Here is a 21,714-nt window from a genome sequence, read left to right as displayed (position 1 = left end):
TGTTATCTCTAACACTTGTTTTGAACCAACAATTTAATGTTGCGTTCGGAATTAACGTTGACATATTGCAATTCAGTTTTCAATGTTCATTTCTTCAATCACAAGAATTAATTCTACTCTCTTTGACTTTCAAAGTCAAGCTTTTTCGAAAATTCTTTTTTGATGAATTTTGTATCTTCATTTAATGTTTGTCGATTTGTTTCGTCCGACAAGTAAATACTATACACGCATATCAACCTTTTAACAACGGTAAAATTTACACTTCCAACCCTTATCTTTAAGTAGATTCCTCCATAAAACATACTTTAATTTTATACGAAGCGAAATTATACGTATTTATAGTGTTTTAGTCACTCTTAACCACATTATCAATGTATAAACAACTCAAAAAGCATACTTTAAATTCTTTTACACTTTTTTACTTTATTTACAAAAAATTAAGCTCCCTACTTTACAGGAAGCTTAATCTCACAATAAATGCATAATACTACGTCGCTACATCTCAGTTCTTCCCATAATTGCTTTAGATAACGTCACTTCATCCGCATACTCCAAATCGCCACCGACGGAAAGTCCTTGCGCTAATCTTGTTACCGTAATACCAATAGGCTTTACTAATCTAGAGATATACATCGCCGTCGACTCTCCTTCTAAGTTAGGATTCATCGCAAGTATTAATTCTTTGACACCTTCATCTTTTAATCGACTAATTAGACTAGGAATATTAATATCTTCTGGTCCAATGCCATCCATTGGAGAAATTGAACCGTGCAATACATGATACAGCCCTTTGTATTCACGCATTTTTTCCATAGCTATTACGTCTTTATCGTCTTCTACGACACAAATAATCGATCTATCTCTTTGTTTATCTTGGCAAATATAACATGGATCTTGCTCCGTAATATGTCCACATTCACTACAATAGGTAAGTTCACGTTTAACATCTACTAAAGCCTTAGCAAATTGTACAACATCGTCTTCTTTCATATCTAATACATGAAACGCCAGACGTTGGGCTGTTTTCGGCCCAATGCCTGGCAGTTTCATGAAACTGTCGATAAGTTTTGAGATTGGTTCTGGATAATGCATAAGATCACATTCCAGGAATGTTTAAGCCTTGCGTATGCTTACCTAAACGTTCTTGTGTAAGTTCGTCAGCTTTATTCATCGCTTCATTAGTAGCTGCAATCACTAAGTCTTGTAGCATTTCGATATCGTCAGGATCTACCGCTTCTTCTTTAATTTCTACATCTAATACTTCTTTATGTCCTGAAACAGTTACAGTGACCATACCGCCACCAGCTGTACCTTGTACTTTTTCTTCTTTAAGCTTTTCTTGCTCTTCGCCCATTTTCTTTTGCATTTTTTGCATTTGTTTCATCATTTGTTGCATATTTCCGCCACCGCGCATAATATATATCCTCCTTAAAACTTTCACTTCAATAAATTATGATGCTTCTTTCGTTTCATTATACATGCCTTTTTATTCATTGTCATGTATCACTCTTCATCTATTACATTTACAGTACTTTCACCAAATAAGTCCTTTGCTTTTTGAACCATATCCACTTCTTCTGTTGTCTCAGCACTAGACGTTGCATCATTACTTGTATCATCTGATGATGTGTTTTTTCTGTTTTGAAGGTATTCTGACCTTACTCGCATCCACTGATCTGCAGGGACACCGACAACCTTTACAGTTTTATCTATAATATTACAGACTACATTTTCAATATTTTCTCTTTTTTCATCATCTTTATTAACAATCTCACAATGTATTTCTTCTTCCAATTTAATCAATACATGTGTTTCACTAGCAGCTACAGGTTCAGAGTTTTGTAATAAACTCACTAACGATTTCATATCATTACTTTTAGCATGATCTACAACTTCTTGCCAATGATCCTTCAGTTGTTTGATATCATCTTTATTAGCTTTATCTAGCACTTTCGCAATTTGCTGCATAGAGAAGGCATTTTTAGATTGTCCACCTTTGTTCGATGGTCGTTTGTTTTGCTGCGTAGCTGGAGTAGCTGCCGTTACACCATGTGACTTAAGTGATTTGAGTTCACTTTCCAATTGTTCCATTCTTTGTAGCAAAACGTCATTGTTCGGTTCCGCTGCAACTGCAGTTGTGGCTACCGTTTGAACGCTTTCTGGTTTTTCTTTAATCATTTCAGCCAATTTAACTAATAGCACTTCAAAATGTACACTTTGATTCACACTGAACCTAATCGAAACGAGTGTATCATTAATGATATCTATCATTTTATATAATACATCTAGCTCAAAATGCATCAATGCATCATATTCCGTTTCTATATTTGAAGTTTTGTTCATAATCGTATCCCTCACAAAATAAATCATGTCATTAATCAGTCGATTCACTTCTTTACCTTGTGAAATGAATTGATGGTACGTTGAAAAGGCATTTCTCACGTCGCCTTCTACTACTTCTTCAAACAATGTATTCAATGCTTTCGCATCTACACTACCAGTCACATTCAAAGCGTCTTCTAGCGTTAAATGTTCATCACCAAAAGCAATGGCTTGATCCATGATACTTAATGCGTCACGCATACCACCTTCAGATGCTTTCGCAATAAATGTTAGCGCAGCAGTATCATATTCAATTTCTTGCGATTTAGCTACGAATTCCAATCTTTCAACAATTTCTGTTTGACTAATCGCCTTAAAATCGAATCTTTGCGCTCTCGAAATAATTGTAGGCGGAATTTTATGTGGCTCTGTAGTTGCTAAGATAAAAATTGCGTGTGCCGGAGGTTCTTCCAATGTTTTTAACAAAGCATTAAAAGCCCCTGTCGTTAACATATGTACCTCATCTATAATATAGACCTTAAATTTCGATTCACTAGGTGCATATTTTACTTTATCTCTAATATTTCTAATTTCATCAACACCATTGTTACTAGCGGCATCAATTTCAATAACATCAGAATTCGTCCCTCTCGTAATACCTTTACAAATCGCACATTCATTACATGGTTCACCGTCTGACCGTTCTAGACAGTTAATCGCCTTTGCAAATACTTTAGCAATACTTGTCTTTCCTGTTCCTCTAGGACCACTAAATATGTACGCGTGCGATTGTTTTTCTTTAGAAATTGCATTACGTAGTGTTTTAGTTACATGTTCTTGGCCTACAACATCTTCAAAACTCTGAGGTCGGAACATTCTATATAAAGCTTGATAATTCACTGTCGCACCTCCAATTGCATTCATCGATTATTATATCACTGTACTTTCCTATTTGAACATTAATTAAAGGCGTCTGAATAAATCACTTCACCTTGTGGTTGTTCAAGGAGTTGATCCCACAAGAATTTAACCATGAAATATTTCGATGGCACGTCAAATGGGCATTCAATATTGTAGTCCTTCGCTTCTTCATAGCCGAATTTCCCATAATATTCCGGATCACCTAAAACAATAATCGTTGTATAATCTTGTGATTTAGCACGCTCTTCTACAGCTTGTATTAACGCTTTACCTAATCCCTTATTTCTATAATCTGGTAATACTGATAAAGGCGCTAATGCTAAAGCCGTATATCTATCAGTACCATTCACTATTTTTATTTCTGTTAGCATAATATGTCCAACGACATCTCCATCATCATTTTTAGCGACAACTTCTAATTCATAGTTATATTCCGGAGCTTGTCTTAATTTTACAACTAAATCTTGTTCGTCATGATTGGATTCTTTCACTTCGGCAAATGCAGTTTCTATAGCTTCTAAACTTTTATCGTAATCATTTTCTGTTAAAGTACTAAGATATATTTGCATAGCGATGCCCCCTTAAGGTTAATAAGTAGCGAGTTATTATTCGATTATCTACTTGTAAAGTTATAAAACAAACTAAGATAATTATTAATGACCCAGCTTTAAAATTTTAAATAAGCTATCAATATTCCATCAAAGTGTTGTCTATAGTTTAATACAAAAAAAGAGTGACTGCTATCAAAAGATAAGTCACTCTTTATATATGGTAGTTCATTAATTATAAATTAAAAACCGTGCACCTTTGCATCGAATGCGTATCACAAACGTTACCAAAGTCGACAGCTAAATCTCGGCGACCCTACGGCACATACGATGATCCACTTAATGCTGCTTCCGTCAGGACCTGACATGGTTCATGGGTTCATATTGCATAGGACCGAAATCTTCGAACACTACGTGCTTTGGGCAGACTTCACAAAAACGCACCCTCAGCAAAGGAGTTAAGTCTCGCATAAAGCGGATTTCGAGTATAGGGAACCGCTACCTCCCCACCTAGCACGGCAAGATATATCATACTATAATCTCACTTTAGAATGCAAGCATAACCTTCCACTTCATCAAATACGTATACACGTACCTTCACACGATAGTCAATATTCATTAAAATAACTTACAATTTATGCCTTCTAGAGAAATCATTAAATTTGAATTCTGTAGCCAAATGCTTAGAAACATTGTATTGAAACTTTGTCGTGTCTTTCAAATGTACAATACCTCGAACTGTCGCAGTGTACGGCGGTACAATATCACCAAAAATTTCATATTCTCGATCACTAAACGCTTCAAACGTAATAGATTTATTAGAATAGCTAATCTCCATGTCCAACTCGTCTTCGATGTACTGATACAAGGACTGAGTGGCAATTTCCATCGTAACATCTGGAATGATATCTTCTATTAAATAATCTTCATCTATGATTTTCACTCTATCATTAATCTTTCTTGTGCGAACAATATGACATAGCTTAGTTTGCGCTGTAATTTCCAAAGCCGCTTTCACATGCGGCACATCACTCGCGTTCAACCGTTCCAACACTTTCACTTCTGTCTCATGTTGTAATCCTAATCCTTGTTGAACTTCTCTAAAGCTTGTTAAATCTGCAAAAGGAAATTCTGTTAGACCTTGATAAATCACAATTGAACCTTTTCCTCTAATTTTCTGAATCATGCCATCTCTAACCAATAAATTCAGTGCCTTACGCACAGTTTCTCGCGATGCATTATATGATTCAACCAACTCATATTCCGAGGGCAATTGCGCACCATACGATATGCGTGATTCAATGATGTCTGTACGTAACGCTTCATATATCGTAATAAACTTCTTTTGTGCCATGTGCGCTCACTACCTTTTATAAATTATTGTGCCACTACGATACTTCCAAAACCATCTATAACACCATTCACAACTTCACCATTTTGGACAATAACTTCACCTTCTATTTCTAAACCTTCAGGTAATGTCACACGCTCTTTTGAAAAGTTTGCGATGATTAACCAAGTTTCCCCATTATAATGACGTTTATAAATAAATAACTCATTGTGATCCATAAATAGAGGCTCGATACTACCATACGTAATAATGTCATGTTCATGACGTAGTTGAATTAAATGTCTATATGTCTGAAGTATAGATTGTTCATCTTCAACTGCTGCTTCAACGTTTATTTTATCAAAATTATTAGGGATATCAATCCACGGTGTGCCCGAAGTAAAACCAGCATGTTCACCCGCGGTCCACTGAACTGGAGTTCTTGAATTATCACGTGATTTTTGTCCAAGAATCGTTAGAATTTCTTGCTCATTGTACCCTGACGCTTTCATCTTGTTATAAGCATTCAACGATTCAACATCACGATACTGACTAATCTCATTAAACCCAGGATCTGTCATGCCAATCTCTTCACCTTGATAAATATATGGAGTACCTTGCAACATGTGTAGTACTGTTGCTAGCATCTTAGCACTTTGTTTACGTAATGGTTCCGTCGTATCATCTCCAAAACGTGTAACGACACGCGGTTGATCGTGGTTACACCAAAATATTGCATTCCATCCACCGCCTTTATAGATACCAAGTTGCCATTCCATCAATATATCTTTTAATTTATGAAAATCTAATTTAGCATTTGACCACTTTTCCCCGTCTACATAATCGACTTTGAGATGATGGAAATTAAAGACACTACTCAATTCTTGACGTTCGGGTGCCGTATATTTGATACAGTGCTCTATTGTAGTTGATGACATTTCACCAACGGTCATTAAATCCTTATCACCGAATGTATGTTGATTCATTTCATGCAAATAATCATGCACGCGCGGCCCATCCGTGTAAAATTCTTTTCCAATCTTTTCAGAGTTTTTAAATTCACCTTTCGAAATAAGGTTGATAACATCAAAACGGAAACCGTCTATACCGAAATCAATCCAATGATTAATCACATCATATAATACACGTCTAACTTCTGGGTTATCCCAGTTTAAATCCGCTTGTGTCACATCGAATAAATGTAAATAATATTCATCCGTCTTTTCATCATACTTCCAAGCATTACCTCCAAATTTCGATTCCCAATTCGTAGGCGGTTCTGAATCTGCAGATCGTCTAAAGAAATAATAATCTCGATACGGACTATTTTTATCTGCATATGCTTGTTTAAACCATTCATGTTCTGTTGATGTATGGTTGATGACGATATCCATCATAATTTTCAAATTTCTTTTATGTGCTTCAGCCACCAATGTTTTTAAATCTTCAGTCGTTCCAAATTGCGGATTCACTTTAAAATAATTACTAATATCATAACCATTATCATTCATCGGCGACTCATACACTGGCGTTAACCAAATATAGTCCACACCGAGATATTGCAAGTAGTCTAATTTTTCTATAATACCTTGCAAGTCACCTTCACCATTCCCTGTCGTATCATTAAATGATTTAGGATAAATTTGATAAACAACTGATTTTCTCCAATCATTTTGTTGCATATTAAATGACCACCTTTATTTTTACTATTATTAAAAACCCGCTAAGAAATATTAGCGAGTTCAATTGTATGACTATTCTTCAACCATTTCTTTGGCTTTTTCTTTACTAAATTTCGAAAGGAATACCGTTAAAATTGCAGGTACTATAGCTGCTATAACTGTTACTACTAAATATATGCCCCAATACTCACTTTTTATCGAAATAAATGCTGGAAGACCACCGACACCTACACTACCTAATACACGAGTAGCACCAAGTACAGCACCTAAGATACATGAAGTTGATATCGCCGCTATAAATGGGTATTTTAATGGTAAATTTACCCCGAATAATGCAGGTTCTGTAACGCCTAAGAAACCAGATATACTTGAAGTTACTGCTAAACCTTGCTCTTTACCCATTTTACGTTGTCTGTATACGAACCAAGCACCTAATGCAGCGGAACCTTGGCAAATATTAGAGATTGCAAGAATTGGCCATAAATAAGTACCGCCTAAACTACTGCCCATCAATTGGAAGTCGACGGCTAAGAACATGTGGTGTAAACCAGTAATAACTAATGGTGCATAGAACAAACCATAAATAGCGCCACCTAACCAGCCAGCATGTTCAAAGACAAATGTTACGCCATTGGTAATACCAGTACCAAGCCATAACGCGACCGGACCAATAACGATAAACGCTAAGAAACCAGTGACTAATAATGCGACTGGACCAACGACCAACATTTTAATAGAATCGTGCACATATTTATTTAAGAATTTCTCAATCTGCGCTAATACATAGGAAGCAAGTAAAATCGGTAATACCTGCCCTTGGTAATTCAATTGTTTGATTTCTAGACCAAAGATATCCCACGTTGGTATATTACCTTTCGCTATATCATATTGCGATACAAGTTGCGGGTTCATTAAAATCAAACCTAAGACTAAACCGAGTATTTGACTACCGCCAAACACACGCATACTGCTCCACCCAATCAACGCAGGCAAGAAGATAAAGGCCGTACTTGCAATGACATTAATGATATTCGAAATGTCACCCAGTTGTGGAAATTGTTCAACAAGTGGCTTCGCACCAAATAAGTCTTTCATTGTTAGCACATTGTTAATCCCCATTAGTAAACCAGCAGTTACAATTGCAGGTAAAATCGGTATAAAAATATCTCCCAATAACTTTATTAATCTTTGAATCGGATTGCCTTTTTTCGCTGCTGCTGCTTTCGCATCATCTTTAGACGCTTCACTGACTCCCGTTTCTTGAATGAATTGCTTGTATACTTCATCTACTGTACCAGGACCAATAACGATTTGATATTGATTATCTGCCTTAAATTGCCCTTTCACCAAATCATTATTGCTCAATCTGTCTTTGTCTACTTTGTCATCATCTTTCAAGACAAGTCTCAGACGTGTCACACAGTGTGTCGCTGTGTCCAAGTTGTCTTTGCCCCCAATTGCTTCGACGATATCTTGCACATCTCTCTTTTTAACAGCCATGATGATCCACTCCCTTATTGTTAAACTTTAAATATTAAAGAAAGTATAACTTGTCTATACAAGTTTTGTAAAGGTTTTCATAAATATTGTCATTTCATCCCTTTAATTTTCAAAATGGTTACTGCACCTTTTACGACATTTATTACGATCATTGCACACTTCAAAAAACACATAAAAAAAAGCAAGCACTCAACTTATCGTTGAGTACTTGCTATATCTATATCATTAGTCTTGGTATTTTAAATATAATGGCGGAGGAAGAGGGATTCGAACCCCCGCGAGCCGTTAAGCCCCTGTCGGTTTTCAAGACCGATCCCTTCAGCCGGACTTGGGTATTCCTCCAAACACAATAATTATCATATTATAGCCCATTATAAAAGTCAATCAAAACTACAGTTTTACACAAATGTTTTTTCAGAAATATATTCATCTACTGCATTCGCCACTGCACGTCCTTCTTGAATAGCCCAAACAACAAGACTTTGACCTCTTCTTGCATCCCCCGCAGCAAAAATATGCGGTTGATTTGTTCTAAAATCTTTATTGTCCGCTACAATTTTATTGCGTTCAGTTTGAATATTAAATGCATGCGGTACTGTTGTTTCCGTACCAATAAACCCAATGGACAGTAGTACTAAATCTGCTGGCCAGTGACGTTCAGTACCGTCAACGACAACCATACCTTCATCTGTCTCTTCTAATATTTGAGTATATACGCCTTTCACATTACCTACACGATCAACGTCATAACGCATCGTTTGCACACCATATGCACGTGGCTCGAAACCAAATTTAGATTCATACTCTTTATGTGCATAATCCATCTTGAATACAGGCATAGCTAGCGGCCAATACATATTTTCATCAAACTCAATCGCTTCAGGCTGTTTTGTATATTTATTAAATTGAACAATAGATTTACAGTTTTCACGTAAAGCAGTTGCCACACAATCTGCACCTGTATCACCCGCTCCAATAACGACAACATTTTTCCCTTCAGCGGAAATCGAAGGCGCTTTAATTTCACCGTTTAAATATTGTGTTTGTTCAGTCAAATAATCCATTGCAAAGTGTATACCGAATCCCATACGGCCTTCCAAAGGTAAATCACGCGCATTTTGAGAACCAGTACATAAAATGATTGCATCATATGCTTCATTCAGTTCTTCTCGACTAATGTCCACACCGACTTCAGTATCTGTTTCAAAACGAATACCGGATTGCTGCATAATATCAATTCTGCGACGAATGACATCTTTATCTAATTTCATGTTAGGTATGCCATACATGAGTAAACCGCCCGCTTCGTGTGCACGCTCATACACAGTCACATTATACCCTAGCTTATTCAATTCATCCGCTGCCGTTAATCCTGCAGGACCACTACCAACAATCGCCACAGATTCATCACGTCTATGTCTCGGAATCGTCGGTTGAACCCAACCATTTTCATATGCTTCATCGATAATTGTTCGCTCAATACCTTTGATTGCTACGGATTCGCGATTAATCTTCATTACACATGATTGCTCACACGGCGCCGGGCATACACGACCTGTAAATTCCGGAAAATTATTCGTTTCACTTAAGCGTTCATACGCCGTTTTAAAATCTTGTCTATATACTAAATCGTTCCATTCAGGTATATAGTTTCCGATTGGGCAGCCAATTGTTTCTTTACCAAAGGGTTCTCCAGTTTGGCAAAAAGGCGTCCCACAATCCATACAACGCGCACCTTGTTGCGCAGCTTCATCTTTTGTAAACCTTTGTTGAAACGCATCATGATGCTTCAAACGCTCAACCAAAGATAATTCATGCAATTGTTGTTTGTCATAATTCATAAATCCTTTAAATTCACCCATGACAATCCCCCCTTTATGATTAATATACGGCAGTTCGTTGTTGCTCGGGCGCCAACACTTCACGTTTGTCATTAAATGCATTCAATAACGCTTCATCTAAGACATCCGTTTGTTGTTTTTGCAAATCTATTTTCTGCATCATTAATTTATAGTCTTTCGGAATTACTTTAACGACTTTTTGAGCCACATTATCAAAATCTTCAAGAATTTTTTTCGCTTTGAAACTATCAGTATATCGAACATGTGCTTCTAGCATATCTTTCAACACATCACGTTCTGCGTCTACTGTTATTTCGTCAAAATCAAGACTCGCTAATTCATTTTCCTGTTTAAATTGCGCTACATCTGATGGGAAAATGTAACTCACACCGCCACTCATACCTTGTCCGAAGTTTTTACCAACATCTCCAAGGACGACGACTCTACCGCCAGTCATATATTCAAGTCCATGATCACCAATACCTTCAACAACAGCGTGAACACCACTATTTCGAATACAGAAACGTTCACCTGCTTTACCATTGATATAAGCCTTACCATGAGAGGCACCATAGAAACACACATTACCCACAATAATCTCGTCTTCACGTTGGGTATTCGGTGCATTGACAATGACTTTACCACCTGACAACCCTTTACCTACATAATCATTAGCATCTCCAGTATGATGAATCGTTAACCCACTTGGTGTGTACGCTGCTAAACTTTGACCGGCATGGCCAGTTGTTTCTGCAAAAATTGTATCTTCAGGCAGTCCTGCTGAACCATGTGCACGTGTAATCATACTTCCGGTAATAACGCCGACATCACGCTGTTCATTTTTCAATTGGTATTTACCTTTAAATGATTGGCCTTGAACAATTGCTGTTTGTGCGTCTGGATATAATTCTGTTAAATCAAAACCTTGTTCTAGATGATGATTTTGTTCAATTTTCTTAAATCGGTCACCTTCATGTTGGTATAACAATGCTTCTACATTCATTGCAGCTGCTTTAGGACGACGACTCGCTAAATTACTTTTACGACTTAACAAGTCCGTGCGACCTACAAGCTCATCCACTGATTTCAAGCCTAGTTCAGCCAATATTTCTCTGAGTTCTTCAGCAACAAAGTGCATAAAGTTAACCACATGATCTGCTCTTCCTTTAAATAAAGCACGTAAATCTTGATTCTGTGTCGCAATACCTACTGGACACGTATCTTTATGACATACACGCATCATGATACATCCCATAACAACTAAAGGTGCCGTAGCAAAACCAAATTCTTATGCACCCAAGGCACAAGCATACGCGACATCTTTACCAGTGAGTAATTTACCATCTGTTTCTACTTTCACACGCGATCTCAAATCATTCATCATTAATGTCTGATGTGTTTCAGCTAGGCCAATTTCCCATGGTACCCCAGCATGTTGAATACTTGTCTTTGGTGATGCACCCGTTCCACCGTCATAGCCACTGATGACAATTTTATCTGCATAGGCTTTAGCAACACCTGCTGCTATAGTACCCACACCTGTTTTCGACACGAGTTTAACTGTAATATTGGCATCTTTATTGGCATTTTTTAAATCATGGATTAATTGCGCTAAATCTTCAATAGAATAAATATCATGATGTGGTGGTGGTGATATTAAGCCGATACCAGGTGTTGAACCCCTTACTTCAGCAATCCACGGATATACTTTCGTTCCTGGTAATTGACCACCTTCACCCGGTTTAGCACCTTGCGCAACTTTAATTTGTATTTCTTTAGCATGTTGCAAATAATCACTTGTCACACCAAAGCGACCGGAAGCTACTTGTTTTATTGCACTTGAGCGATTACGTCCCGCTTCATCAACTATAAAGCGCTCTGGATTTTCGCCACCTTCACCACTATTACTCTTACCACCCATTTGGTTCATTGCTTCTGCTAATGTTTGATGGGCTTCTTCAGAAATCGAACCATAACTCATTGCTCCAGTATTAAAACGTTGGACAATTTCACTTGCTGGTTCAACCTCATTAATATCAATTGGTGTTTGTTTCTTAAATTCCATCAAATGACGAATATGATCAGTACGTTTATGATTGACTTCATGCGAAAATGCTTTGAATTTTTCATAATCATTTAAACGACATGCATGTTGTAATAAATGAATAGATGTTGGATTGAATACATGATATTGACCCTGTTGACGCCATTGGAATGTACTACCAGATTCGATGTATTCACTCTTAGGTGTTTGTCTCGCTTTATTCTCTTGATCAATCATTTCTATAGAAATACCAGATAATTTTGTCTGTGTACCAGTGAAATATTTATCAATAACTGCATCTGATAAGCCTACTGCTTCAAAAATTTGTGCCCCCTGATAACTTTGAACAGTAGAAATACCCATCTTAGCCATAACTTTAATAACTCCTTCAGATAAAGTATCTGTATAGGTTTGAACATTTTCAGAAATATCCCCAGCTAGTCGTTGTTGATGCACTAATTGTTCAATCGTACGTTGCGCTAAATACGGTACGACTGCGTTGGCACCATATCCTAATAAACAAGCAACATGATGCACTTCTCTAGTTTCACCCGATAATGCGACGATACTTGTCTTCATGCGTAATCCTTCTCGAATCAATAACTGATGAATATGGCTGACTGCAAGTAGCATTGGCATAGCATAACCTGAACACTCAACCAAATCACGATCATCTAACACAATCACTTCTTTATTATTTTTTACAGCTTGAATCGCCTTATCCCCAATATGTTCTAGCGCCGTTTCTAAATCTCCATTGTAAATGGTTGATATATGTGTTACATCAAAGTGACTCTGCTCAATCGCAGTTAGCTGTGCTTCCGTCAATACAGGACGCTTCAATTGAATTCTCTTCAATACCCCTTCATTTGGCTGTAACAAGTTACCTTCGCCACCTAAATAAGATAATTCGCTTGTCACAATTTTTTCGCGATATGCATCAATAGGCGGGTTTGTTACTTGCGCAAATAACTGTTTGAAATAATTGAATAGCGTTTCATCTTTTTCATTTAGTACAGCAATTGGCACATCATACCCCATCGCACCAATCGGATCTTTCTTACTCTCGACTAATTCAGTTAAATACTTATCCATTTCCTCTTTTGTGTAGACGAACTGCTTTTGCAATCGTGTTAATGTAGCTTCATCCCAATTTGACGGCTGATACTTGATTTGTTCTAAATTTAAATTCACTTTAAATTGACTTAACCAGCTTTCATACGGCAGTTCATTCGCAATACGTGCTTTCAATTCATTATTTTCGATAACTTTGTGTTCGTTAAAATCGACGAGTAATAATTTCCCTGGATTTAATTGTCCTTTAAAAGCAACCTGCGATTCTGGGACATCAACTACACCGACTTCAGATGAAAATACAATATAATTATCTTTAGTAATCGTGTAACGTCCAGGTCTCAAACCATTTCTATCTGTCAAGGCACCAATCTTATCTCCATTACAGAACGAAATCATCGTAGGACCATCCCATGGCTCCATCAGATAACTATAATATTCATAGAATGCACGAACATTGGCATCATTCGCTTTATTGTAAAGCCATGGTTCTGGAATCATTAACATAGCTGCACGTTCAGGCTCCATTGCCAATGACAAGAACTCCAACGCGTTGTCTACAATAGCAGAGTCACTACCATCCTCATCTACAATCTCTTTCACTTTATCTTTATCGTCTCCAAAAATCGTTTCGATGAGTCGATTTTGACGGGCACGCATCCAATTGACATTACCTTTAATTGTATTAATTTCACCATTGTGCATTAATAATCTATTTGGATGTGCTCGTTTCCAACTTGGAAATGTATTTGTACTAAAACGAGAATGTACGAGACCCAATTTCGAGACATAATCTGCATGGTTTAAATCTTGATACAATGCTTTAATTTGATCAGAGCGTAACCATCCCTTATAGACAATTGTTCTATGAGATAAACTTGTAAAATATAAATCTAATTGTTGTTGTTGTGCATAATATTCAATTTGTTTACGTGCTAAAAATAATGTTCGTTCAATGTGTGAAACATCATTTAATGCGACGAATACTTGTTGGATATAAGGCATTGTTTCAGCTACATGTGCTGCAATTGCATGCGTATCTACCGGCACATCTCTATACCCAAGTACCGTTAGCCCCTCTGCTTCAAAATAGGCATTGAATTCCGACTCATGTTGAGAACCCGAAACCTTTTCATCAGTAAAAAATATCCCTACCGCATATTGCCCTTCTTTAGGCAACTCAAAATCCACATGTTGTGCAAAGTAAGTGTAAGGTACTTCTGTCATAATACCAGCACCATCACCTGTAACACCGTCAGCGCCAATACCGCCACGATGATCCAATCTACGTAACATTTCTAAAGATTTTTCCACGATATCATGCGTTCTTTTATTATCCATATTGGCATAAAACCCTATACCACATGCGTCATGTTCTTCACGACTATCATACAAACCTATTTTTTTACCATATTCGAGCATGTGTTTCACCTATTTTACGAAAATTCTGAATATTAAATAAGTAAGTAAACTATATAGCAGTAAATTAATCTGTTCAATATATAAATTAGATGATATCATTCTAATTATTAGAACAATATTAGAAAAGGAGGTTTTTGGGTTGGAAATAAAGCAACTAAAATACTTTGTAGAAGTAGCGAAGCGAGAGCATCTATCCGAAGCAGCACTTGAATTAGACATCGCACAATCAGCAATAAGCAGACAGATTACGCAGCTAGAAAAAGAATTGCACGTCACATTGTTCAAGCGTGAAGGTCGTAATATATATTTAACCGATGATGGCAGACAACTTTTTTCAGAAGCTACTAAAATTATTGATCAACTCGACAAAACGGTTCGTCTATTTCATAATCAATCCGAATCGAATCACTTTATATTACGCATTGGTTACGTTGAAAGTTATGTTTCCCAAGTACTCACATCACTCATTCAAGCCTTTGAACACGAAAGTCATTCAATTGTCGAACCTATCCTTATGAATGAGGATGAAATTTTAAATGCATTAACGACTGACCAAATAGACATTGGCCTTACCGATCTTACACAAAATATCAAACAAAGTAAGGATATACATGTAAAGGCACTTTTTGAAGAATATTTTCATATATATGTACCTAAAGATGATACTATCACCATGGCAACCAATCCACCGCTAAAACAATTTTCAAATAAATCTATTTATGAACTGTATTCGTTACCAGTTCATATAAAACAAACATTAACTCAAATCATCGACACGCCAATTCACACAATTACACACCCACATCTAGCGCAATATTTATTGAGCAAAGCGCGCGGTTATATCATTACACCGTCATATCATCTTTTAGAGAAAAAATCACAAAAATGGACTTCAATTTCATTAGAACATACCGAACTAAAGCGTACCATTTGCAGTATCGTTCGACACGATAATCAGAAAAACGATATCCAACTTTTGCAATCTATGATTGAACAATTATTGAGCAAAAACGCAACTTATCATTAACAAGATACTATTGAGACCTTTGCATTTTTATAAATCTTTGAATTCATTTTCTAAGGGGCGTATAATCGCATTGTCTATAAAGAGAGAGGATTGAATGCGTTTGAAATCAACTAAATCACTATTAAACAAGCCCTTCAATTGGATTATTTTTATATTTTGCGTCCTATTCATAAGTTTATTTATTTTTACCTTTGTGAATGCGAAATTTTACAATACGCCGATTGGTCAAATCACAAAAATCGACAATCAATCAGCAACACAAATTACAGACGAACACCATAACAAGGATATCAAGCACAAAGAACGCTTACACATAAAAATATTAAATGGAAAATTTGAAGGCAAAACTGCAAAAATCAGTCATGAATATACAGATTCTCAAGCAGATAGCGAATCTTTTTCGAAAAATAATAGAGTTTTATTACATATCGACGATAATTTAAATGGCGCCTACATTACCGAAAAGAAACGTGACAGTCTCGTTGTAGCAATCACAGGCCTCTTTTTATTAACCGTACTACTTGTTGGCAAAAAAATCGGATTACAGTCCATACTGTCATTGGTAATTAATACGGCAGTCGTACTTTTAGCCATTTATATTCATAATCAATCACCTAATATCAGTCTATTTGGTTTAATGAGTATTGGTATCGTTATTTCGACAGTGCTCACTTTAATACTTGTCACAGGTTGGCGTTGGCGCACATTTATCACCATCATCAGTACCTTACTTGGTACATTTATCTGTGTAGGCGCTACGCAACTTGTCATACACTTTACTGATGGTGCTGGTTTAAAATTTGAAACCATGAGTTTTTTAACATTACCACCTAAAGAAGTGTTCCTTGCATCCGTTATGATTGGATCTCTAGGTGCCGTTATGGACGTTGCCATAACGATTGCCAGCGGTATGGCAGAAATTTTGCGTAGAACACCTGATATTAGCATGACGCGATGGGCATTAGCCGGTCGTAATATAGGACAAGATATTATGGGTACCATGACCAATATTTTATTATTCTCCTATCTATCCGGCAGTTTACCCATGTTACTGATTTATTTAAAAAATGCTAATACGATTACTTATACCGTTTCGATGAACTGGTCTTTAGAAATTTCCCGGGCAATTACTGGCGGTATCGGCATTGTATTAACCATACCGATTACAATCATGCTCATGCAATTATGGTTTAAATTGAGAGGTGCAACACAATGAGTGCAATTACAATCTTAGGCATCATTTTATTTATATTAATGTTGATTTTTGGTGGCAAAAAAGGCTTAATATCATACTTAACATTATTTTTAAACTTTATTATTTTATTTATTGCCATCATCCTCATTATATTCGGTGTCCCGATTTATCTTGTGACTTTGGTATTCTGTATCGTCATTGCAGCGTGCAATTTGTTTGTGTTAAACAGCTATAATACCAAAACAAAAGCCGCATTTTACGCAACAATTTTAACAACACTCATATTAATTGCAGCCATATACCTTTCAGTTTCAATTGGTCATCTACAAGGATTTACAACCGAACAACAAGATGAGACATATATTTTTTCCATGAATATCGGCATTGATATGATTAAATTCATGGTATTTACAATTGTATTAGCCGTTATTGCGGCTGTAATTGATTTAGCTATAACTATCAGTTCACCTATGTATGAATTAAGTGAAGCCAACCCCAAGCTAAGTCAACGAGAGTTATTTCATTCAGGCATGCGTGTAGGTCGAGAAATCTTAGCAACATCGGCTAACACTATTTACCTCGCATATTTCGGAGGACAATTAACGTTATTCTTTTGGTTTTTCAAACTTAATTATTCCTTTGGACATATTATAAATTCAAAAATTTTTGCACAGGAATTCATTTCTATTTTATTAGGCGGTATTGCTGTAGCCATTAGTATTCCAATTACAGCATGGTTAACTGCACTTTTAATCAAAAAACAGAAACCTACGCAAAGCACATCAAACGCACATGATTAATCAAAAAAACGCTTATGTGGTCTTGTGTCTACTTCGATATACATGAATTATCTAATTCTACTTGTATAACGTAGTAAACACCCTCTTCCACATAAGCATTTTTAACATCTATTACTTATTTGCGCTTATTTAATTTGTTTAATTCTTCATTAAAATAAGCACGTTCTCCATGTACAACATAATCTAACCCTTGTGCATCCTCTACTTCATCTGTTTCTAATTTACTAAATATACCAATCACTTTAGCAATGACAAAGGTCATTAAACCACTAAAAACAATCGTAATTACCACTGCAATCAGCTGATTAATCAACGGTTGGACACCACCACCGAATAACAAACCATTAACAATATCTCCATTCACCTGATGCGACTGAAAAATGCCAGTCAACAATGCTCCGACAATACCTCCAACACCATGGATTCCAAATGCATCTAATGCATCATTGTATTGTAATTTCACTTTAATGTAATTAATGGCAATATAACAACCTACACCACCAATAAATGCAATCACTATTGCGCTTGTATAGCCTACAAATCCTGCTGCTGGTGTAATTGCAACTAATCCCGCAAGCACACCAGATAACATACCAATAAAGCTTGTTGTTTTTTTCATAAAATATTCAATAGTCAACCAACCGAGTGCACCTGCGCTAGATGCCAACACGGTATTAACAAACGATACCATTGCTATCTCATTAAATGTGAGTGCACTTCCTACATTAAAACCATACCATCCTACCCAAACTAAGATGCCACCAATCAATGTAATAATGAGATTATGTGGCGGTCGTTTATCAAAGTCTTTGCCCGCACCAATCATTACAGCTAAGACTAATCCGGATATACCAGAAGTGATATGTACAACTGTACCACCAGCGTAATCAATGGCACCTAGTGCATCAATCCAGCCACCGCCCCAAACCCAATGCGCCACCGGACTGTATACACAAACAACCCATAAAAACACAAAAATTAAATATGGAATGAACTTCATTTTCTCTGCTATCGATCCAGATAGAATTGAAACTGCAATCGTACAAAACATGAGTTGAAACAACATAAACAATGCAAAAGGTATATGTTCCGCAAGTCCTGACTGTGTTTCAAACCCTACGTGTGACAAACCAATATAACTAAAATCTCCGAAAATAAAATTACCAGCACCAAAACTAAAGCTAAACCCCAATAAAATCCATGCAAACGTAACAATAACAATTGCCGACATGCTCTGCATCACAGTGTTCAAGACATTTTTAGACTGAACCAAACCACCATAGAATAAACTTAAGCCTGGTGTCATTAACCACACTAATAGCGTGCAAAGAAATAAAAATAATGTATCATTCATATTCATACAATCACTCCTTGTATGGGAGCATAGCGTCGTTTGTTGTGAATTGCAAAAATACGTCATGTAAATTAACACTTTATGTAAACTTTTCTAACGTATTAGTGGGATAAATTAAATTTTATAACTTAGTATATATACCGGTCTATCTTCTAATATCGTTTCTCCAATATTTTCATAATGACATTGTTGATAAAGTTGATGCGCTATCTTATTATCCGTATTGACCGTTAATACAATTTCATCAATATGACTAAAGTGCTGTTTAATATAATCAGGCAGTGCTTGAATGACTTGTTTACCAAACCCCTTACCTCTACTATCAGCATCGATACTAAATGACCTAAAAAATATAGCATTACTATTATTGGAAAAAGGAGACACACCACTTCCTTCGTGCAATGTAAAGAATCCAACACAGCGCGATGCATCGTCAAATACAAGTGTCGGATGACGTTCTAAATCCTGTTTCGCTAATTGAATATTCTCAACGGGTGTTTTTGTGAATTTCCGATCCGCTTCAGTAATATTTATACATGCTATCGCTTCTTTTAAATGTTCATTGTAAGGTAATAGTTGAATCTTTGTTGTAGATGCGACTGTATCATTCAAGTGTGATTGGCATGCTATCCACGTTAATACTGCAGGTGCAATCTTGTCTTGCTCTTTCTTATCAATCCACTGGATATCTGTAATCTCTTGATTAGCTTCTATATGATTCCAATCGATTTCTGCTGTTGTATAATAGCAATTTAATTGTGTTTGCATATTTTTTTGCGGGTAAGCATCTCCAATAACTGTATCAATATAGACAAATTTATCTTCTGGTATATCTACCTGTAATTCCTCTCTAATTTCCCTACGCAATGCTTCTGTATATCTTTCTCCATCATCTATCTTGCCACCAGGAAAATAATATTTCTGTCTATTTCTTGCTTGTACGAGCAATAACTTATCCTGTCGTTCCACTACGAGACACACGCAGTTAATCATAGTTTTTCCCCCTAATCATTCACATGTACTTCATTTCATTCTGCAAACTATTTTTGTATGTATCACGCTTATGTTATCATAATTTATTATTCACACACACTAGTGATAACAATCATTTATAAAGACATCTCAGAGATAATATGACAAATGTTATAATTAGATTCAACAATACTTATTATAAAAATGGGAGGCTACATAAATGGCTAAAAAAACAAAAATAAATCGCTTGTCGAATACGATTAACTTTGTAGGCATCGCAGTTGAAGGGTTTAATTGGTATGCATATCAATCGAAAAACAAAAAACTAATTTATGCTAGTATTGCAATTACAAGTGTCGGCGCGGTTCTCGACTTCTATACAGCATTAAAATCACCACGTAAATTTGCAAAAGTATTTTCAACTTTCACTTTAGCAACGACACTTTTCTCAACTGTGAGACGCTTAAAATCAATTCGCAAAGAAGCATAATTTAACACAATATATGATTCTGTAATTTCAGTGCGAACTATATGAATACGACACATAAAAAAGACTTGCATGACGGTTTTTTATTTCAAACCGCATTGCAAGTCTTTTTATTTTCGACTATTAATGAATATATTTATATGAACGTGCTTCTGATGCAGAAATCGTTCTGTACGTTACCACACCTGGTGAAGCGCTATAGTTCATTTCAGAAACAGTAATCGTTCCATTAGAATTTACAGATTCCACGTATGCAACATGACCATAGTATCCAAGGTCAGATTGTAAAATCGAACCAACTGTTGGATTGTGATCAATTGTATAACCATCTGCTGCTGCGCCTGTATCCCAACTGTTGGCATTCCACCAATAAGTGCTGATACCTTTACCGATTTGTGCACGTTTGTTAAATACATGCCAAGTACATTGACCCCAATCGTATAAATTAGAATGATTGAAAATCGGTGTTCTATAACCTGTATTCGTCGAAGTACTCGCTGAACCCGAACCACCAGTTGTTGCTTTGCCAGATACTTTTAACTTTTGGCCTGGATAAATATTAAAATTCGTTAATCCATTTAAACTCATGATTTTTTGGTATGTTGTCCCATATTTTGCTGCGATAGCTGATAATGAGTCACCAGATTTAACCGTATATGTTGTTGTACTAGTACTTGTGCTTGTAGAAGTATTTGTACTTGTTGAAGCAGCCGTACCAGATACTTTTAATTTTTGACCTGGATAAATATTAAAATTTGTTAATCCATTTAAACTCATGATCTTTTGATATGTTGTCCCATATTTTGCTGCGATAGCTGACAATGAGTCACCAGATTTAACTGTATATGTTGTTGTACTAGTACTTGTAGAAGTATTTGAACTTGTTGTACCCGTTGAACCCGAAACTTTTAGTGTTTGATTCGGGAAAATGACGTTTGACGTTAGGTTGTTAAGTGACTTTAATTTAGCCACTGAAATATTATATTTATTCGCTATTGACCATAGTGAATCTCCGCTTTTAACTTTATATGTAGTAGCGGCATCTGCGTTCGCTGTAGAAATTGCTGCTAAAGCACTTGTCCCAATTACTGTTGCAATGATTTTTTTACGCAATGTATGTAAACCTCCCATATTTATATCTATTTTACGTACTTCCTTTATATTCACCATTTCATTATACTACTTATAATTCTAC

Annotated in this window: 15 protein-coding genes, 1 tRNA gene, 1 other RNA gene and 1 pseudogene; 4 read left to right on the top strand and 14 right to left on the bottom strand. The window is 36.2% G+C overall.

Translation table 11 applies throughout. From position 1 onward, the window contains the following. Positions 1-495: 495 nt before the first annotated feature. The 11 genes and pseudogenes from recR to gltB all read right to left on the bottom strand — a co-directional run bounded on the left by recR (position 496) and on the right by gltB (position 14,684). Entirely contained in the window at positions 496-1,092 is a 597-nt protein-coding gene (recR, locus tag ACSULM_RS08910) for a recombination mediator RecR (protein WP_436855649.1), read from the bottom strand. Between the two features lie 4 nt (positions 1,093-1,096). Further along, on the bottom strand, positions 1,097-1,414 hold the full coding sequence (locus ACSULM_RS08905) for a YbaB/EbfC family nucleoid-associated protein (protein ID WP_002484224.1): 318 nt from the start codon (positions 1,412-1,414) through the stop codon (positions 1,097-1,099). Between the two features lie 89 nt (positions 1,415-1,503). Then, entirely contained in the window at positions 1,504-3,222 is a 1,719-nt protein-coding gene (gene dnaX / locus ACSULM_RS08900) for a DNA polymerase III subunit gamma/tau (RefSeq protein WP_436862211.1), read from the bottom strand. Between the two features lie 59 nt (positions 3,223-3,281). Beyond that, positions 3,282-3,812, bottom strand: a complete 531-nt coding sequence (locus tag ACSULM_RS08895) for a GNAT family N-acetyltransferase (protein WP_436862210.1) — start codon at positions 3,810-3,812, stop codon at positions 3,282-3,284. Positions 3,813-4,040: 228 nt separating this feature from the next. After that, positions 4,041-4,310: signal recognition particle sRNA large type (gene ffs, locus ACSULM_RS08890), an RNA gene on the bottom strand. 109 nt (positions 4,311-4,419) lie between these two features. Then, positions 4,420-5,145 (bottom strand): trehalose operon repressor, encoded by a 726-nt coding sequence (gene treR / locus ACSULM_RS08885; RefSeq protein ID WP_436862209.1) that lies wholly within the window; start codon positions 5,143-5,145, stop codon positions 4,420-4,422. A 23-nt stretch (positions 5,146-5,168) separates the two neighbouring features. Next, complete coding sequence (treC, locus tag ACSULM_RS08880; RefSeq protein WP_436862207.1) at positions 5,169-6,803, bottom strand: alpha,alpha-phosphotrehalase; 1,635 nt, start codon at positions 6,801-6,803, stop codon at positions 5,169-5,171. Positions 6,804-6,875: 72 nt separating this feature from the next. Next, positions 6,876-8,303, bottom strand: a complete 1,428-nt coding sequence (gene treP / locus ACSULM_RS08875) for a PTS system trehalose-specific EIIBC component (protein WP_436862205.1) — start codon at positions 8,301-8,303, stop codon at positions 6,876-6,878. A gap of 249 nt (positions 8,304-8,552) precedes the next feature. After that, positions 8,553-8,645: transfer RNA gene (locus ACSULM_RS08870), tRNA-Ser, on the bottom strand. Between the two features lie 56 nt (positions 8,646-8,701). Then, positions 8,702-10,165: a glutamate synthase subunit beta gene (locus ACSULM_RS08865; RefSeq protein ID WP_436862203.1), complete on the bottom strand. Its 1,464-nt coding sequence runs from the start codon at positions 10,163-10,165 to the stop codon at positions 8,702-8,704. A gap of 19 nt (positions 10,166-10,184) precedes the next feature. Next, positions 10,185-14,684: pseudogene (gene gltB, locus ACSULM_RS08860) on the bottom strand (glutamate synthase large subunit). Between the two features lie 139 nt (positions 14,685-14,823). Between gltB and gltC the strand changes: the two are divergent. The 3 genes from gltC to ACSULM_RS08845 all read left to right on the top strand — a co-directional run bounded on the left by gltC (position 14,824) and on the right by ACSULM_RS08845 (position 17,706). Further along, entirely contained in the window at positions 14,824-15,711 is an 888-nt protein-coding gene (gene gltC / locus ACSULM_RS08855; RefSeq protein WP_436862202.1) for a glutamate biosynthesis transcriptional regulator GltC, read from the top strand. 94 nt (positions 15,712-15,805) lie between these two features. Continuing rightward, positions 15,806-16,927: a YibE/F family protein gene (locus ACSULM_RS08850; protein WP_436862200.1), complete on the top strand. Its 1,122-nt coding sequence runs from the start codon at positions 15,806-15,808 to the stop codon at positions 16,925-16,927. After that, positions 16,924-17,706 carry a YibE/F family protein gene (locus tag ACSULM_RS08845; protein WP_436862198.1) on the top strand — a complete coding sequence of 261 codons (783 nt, stop codon included), beginning with the start codon at positions 16,924-16,926 and terminating at the stop codon, positions 17,704-17,706. Before ACSULM_RS08850 ends, ACSULM_RS08845 begins: the two co-directional genes overlap by 4 nt. A gap of 115 nt (positions 17,707-17,821) precedes the next feature. On the opposite strand, the gene ACSULM_RS08840 is transcribed toward ACSULM_RS08845, so the two are convergent. Both ACSULM_RS08840 and ACSULM_RS08835 read right to left on the bottom strand, forming a co-directional pair. Beyond that, entirely contained in the window at positions 17,822-19,066 is a 1,245-nt protein-coding gene (locus tag ACSULM_RS08840; RefSeq protein ID WP_436862196.1) for an ammonium transporter, read from the bottom strand. A 108-nt stretch (positions 19,067-19,174) separates the two neighbouring features. Beyond that, positions 19,175-20,053, bottom strand: coding sequence for a GNAT family N-acetyltransferase (locus ACSULM_RS08835; protein WP_436862195.1), 879 nt, complete (start codon positions 20,051-20,053; stop codon positions 19,175-19,177). 199 nt (positions 20,054-20,252) lie between these two features. On the opposite strand from ACSULM_RS08835, the gene ACSULM_RS08830 reads away from it, so the two are divergent. Next, positions 20,253-20,522, top strand: coding sequence for a hypothetical protein (locus ACSULM_RS08830; protein ID WP_436862193.1), 270 nt, complete (start codon positions 20,253-20,255; stop codon positions 20,520-20,522). Between the two features lie 120 nt (positions 20,523-20,642). On the opposite strand, the gene ACSULM_RS08825 is transcribed toward ACSULM_RS08830, so the two are convergent. Then, positions 20,643-21,632: a LysM peptidoglycan-binding domain-containing protein gene (locus tag ACSULM_RS08825; RefSeq protein ID WP_436862215.1), complete on the bottom strand. Its 990-nt coding sequence runs from the start codon at positions 21,630-21,632 to the stop codon at positions 20,643-20,645. Positions 21,633-21,714: the final 82 nt, after the last annotated feature.

Source organism: Staphylococcus caeli (assembly GCF_051413795.1).
Taxonomy (GTDB): domain Bacteria; phylum Bacillota; class Bacilli; order Staphylococcales; family Staphylococcaceae; genus Staphylococcus; species Staphylococcus caeli_A.
The sequence above is the reverse complement of the archived record's forward strand: the minus strand, read 5'-3'. Positions and strand labels throughout refer to the sequence as shown.

What these genes read in the sequence shown, in the direction of transcription:
- ACSULM_RS08850 (WP_436862200.1), top strand. Translation starts at nt 15,806, where the DNA reads ATGCGTTTGAAATCAACTAAATCACTATTAAACAAGCCCTTCAATTGG.
- ACSULM_RS08865 (WP_436862203.1), bottom strand. Translation starts at nt 10,165, where the DNA reads ATGGGTGAATTTAAAGGATTTATGAATTATGACAAACAACAATTGCAT.
- recR (WP_436855649.1), bottom strand. Translation starts at nt 1,092, where the DNA reads ATGCATTATCCAGAACCAATCTCAAAACTTATCGACAGTTTCATGAAA.
- treC (WP_436862207.1), bottom strand. Translation starts at nt 6,803, where the DNA reads ATGCAACAAAATGATTGGAGAAAATCAGTTGTTTATCAAATTTATCCT.
- treR (WP_436862209.1), bottom strand. Translation starts at nt 5,145, where the DNA reads ATGGCACAAAAGAAGTTTATTACGATATATGAAGCGTTACGTACAGAC.
- ACSULM_RS08905 (WP_002484224.1), bottom strand. Translation starts at nt 1,414, where the DNA reads ATGCGCGGTGGCGGAAATATGCAACAAATGATGAAACAAATGCAAAAA.
- ACSULM_RS08830 (WP_436862193.1), top strand. Translation starts at nt 20,253, where the DNA reads ATGGCTAAAAAAACAAAAATAAATCGCTTGTCGAATACGATTAACTTT.
- ACSULM_RS08835 (WP_436862195.1), bottom strand. Translation starts at nt 20,053, where the DNA reads ATGATTAACTGCGTGTGTCTCGTAGTGGAACGACAGGATAAGTTATTG.
- treP (WP_436862205.1), bottom strand. Translation starts at nt 8,303, where the DNA reads ATGGCTGTTAAAAAGAGAGATGTGCAAGATATCGTCGAAGCAATTGGG.
- ACSULM_RS08845 (WP_436862198.1), top strand. Translation starts at nt 16,924, where the DNA reads ATGAGTGCAATTACAATCTTAGGCATCATTTTATTTATATTAATGTTG.
- ACSULM_RS08840 (WP_436862196.1), bottom strand. Translation starts at nt 19,066, where the DNA reads ATGAATATGAATGATACATTATTTTTATTTCTTTGCACGCTATTAGTG.
- ACSULM_RS08895 (WP_436862210.1), bottom strand. Translation starts at nt 3,812, where the DNA reads ATGCAAATATATCTTAGTACTTTAACAGAAAATGATTACGATAAAAGT.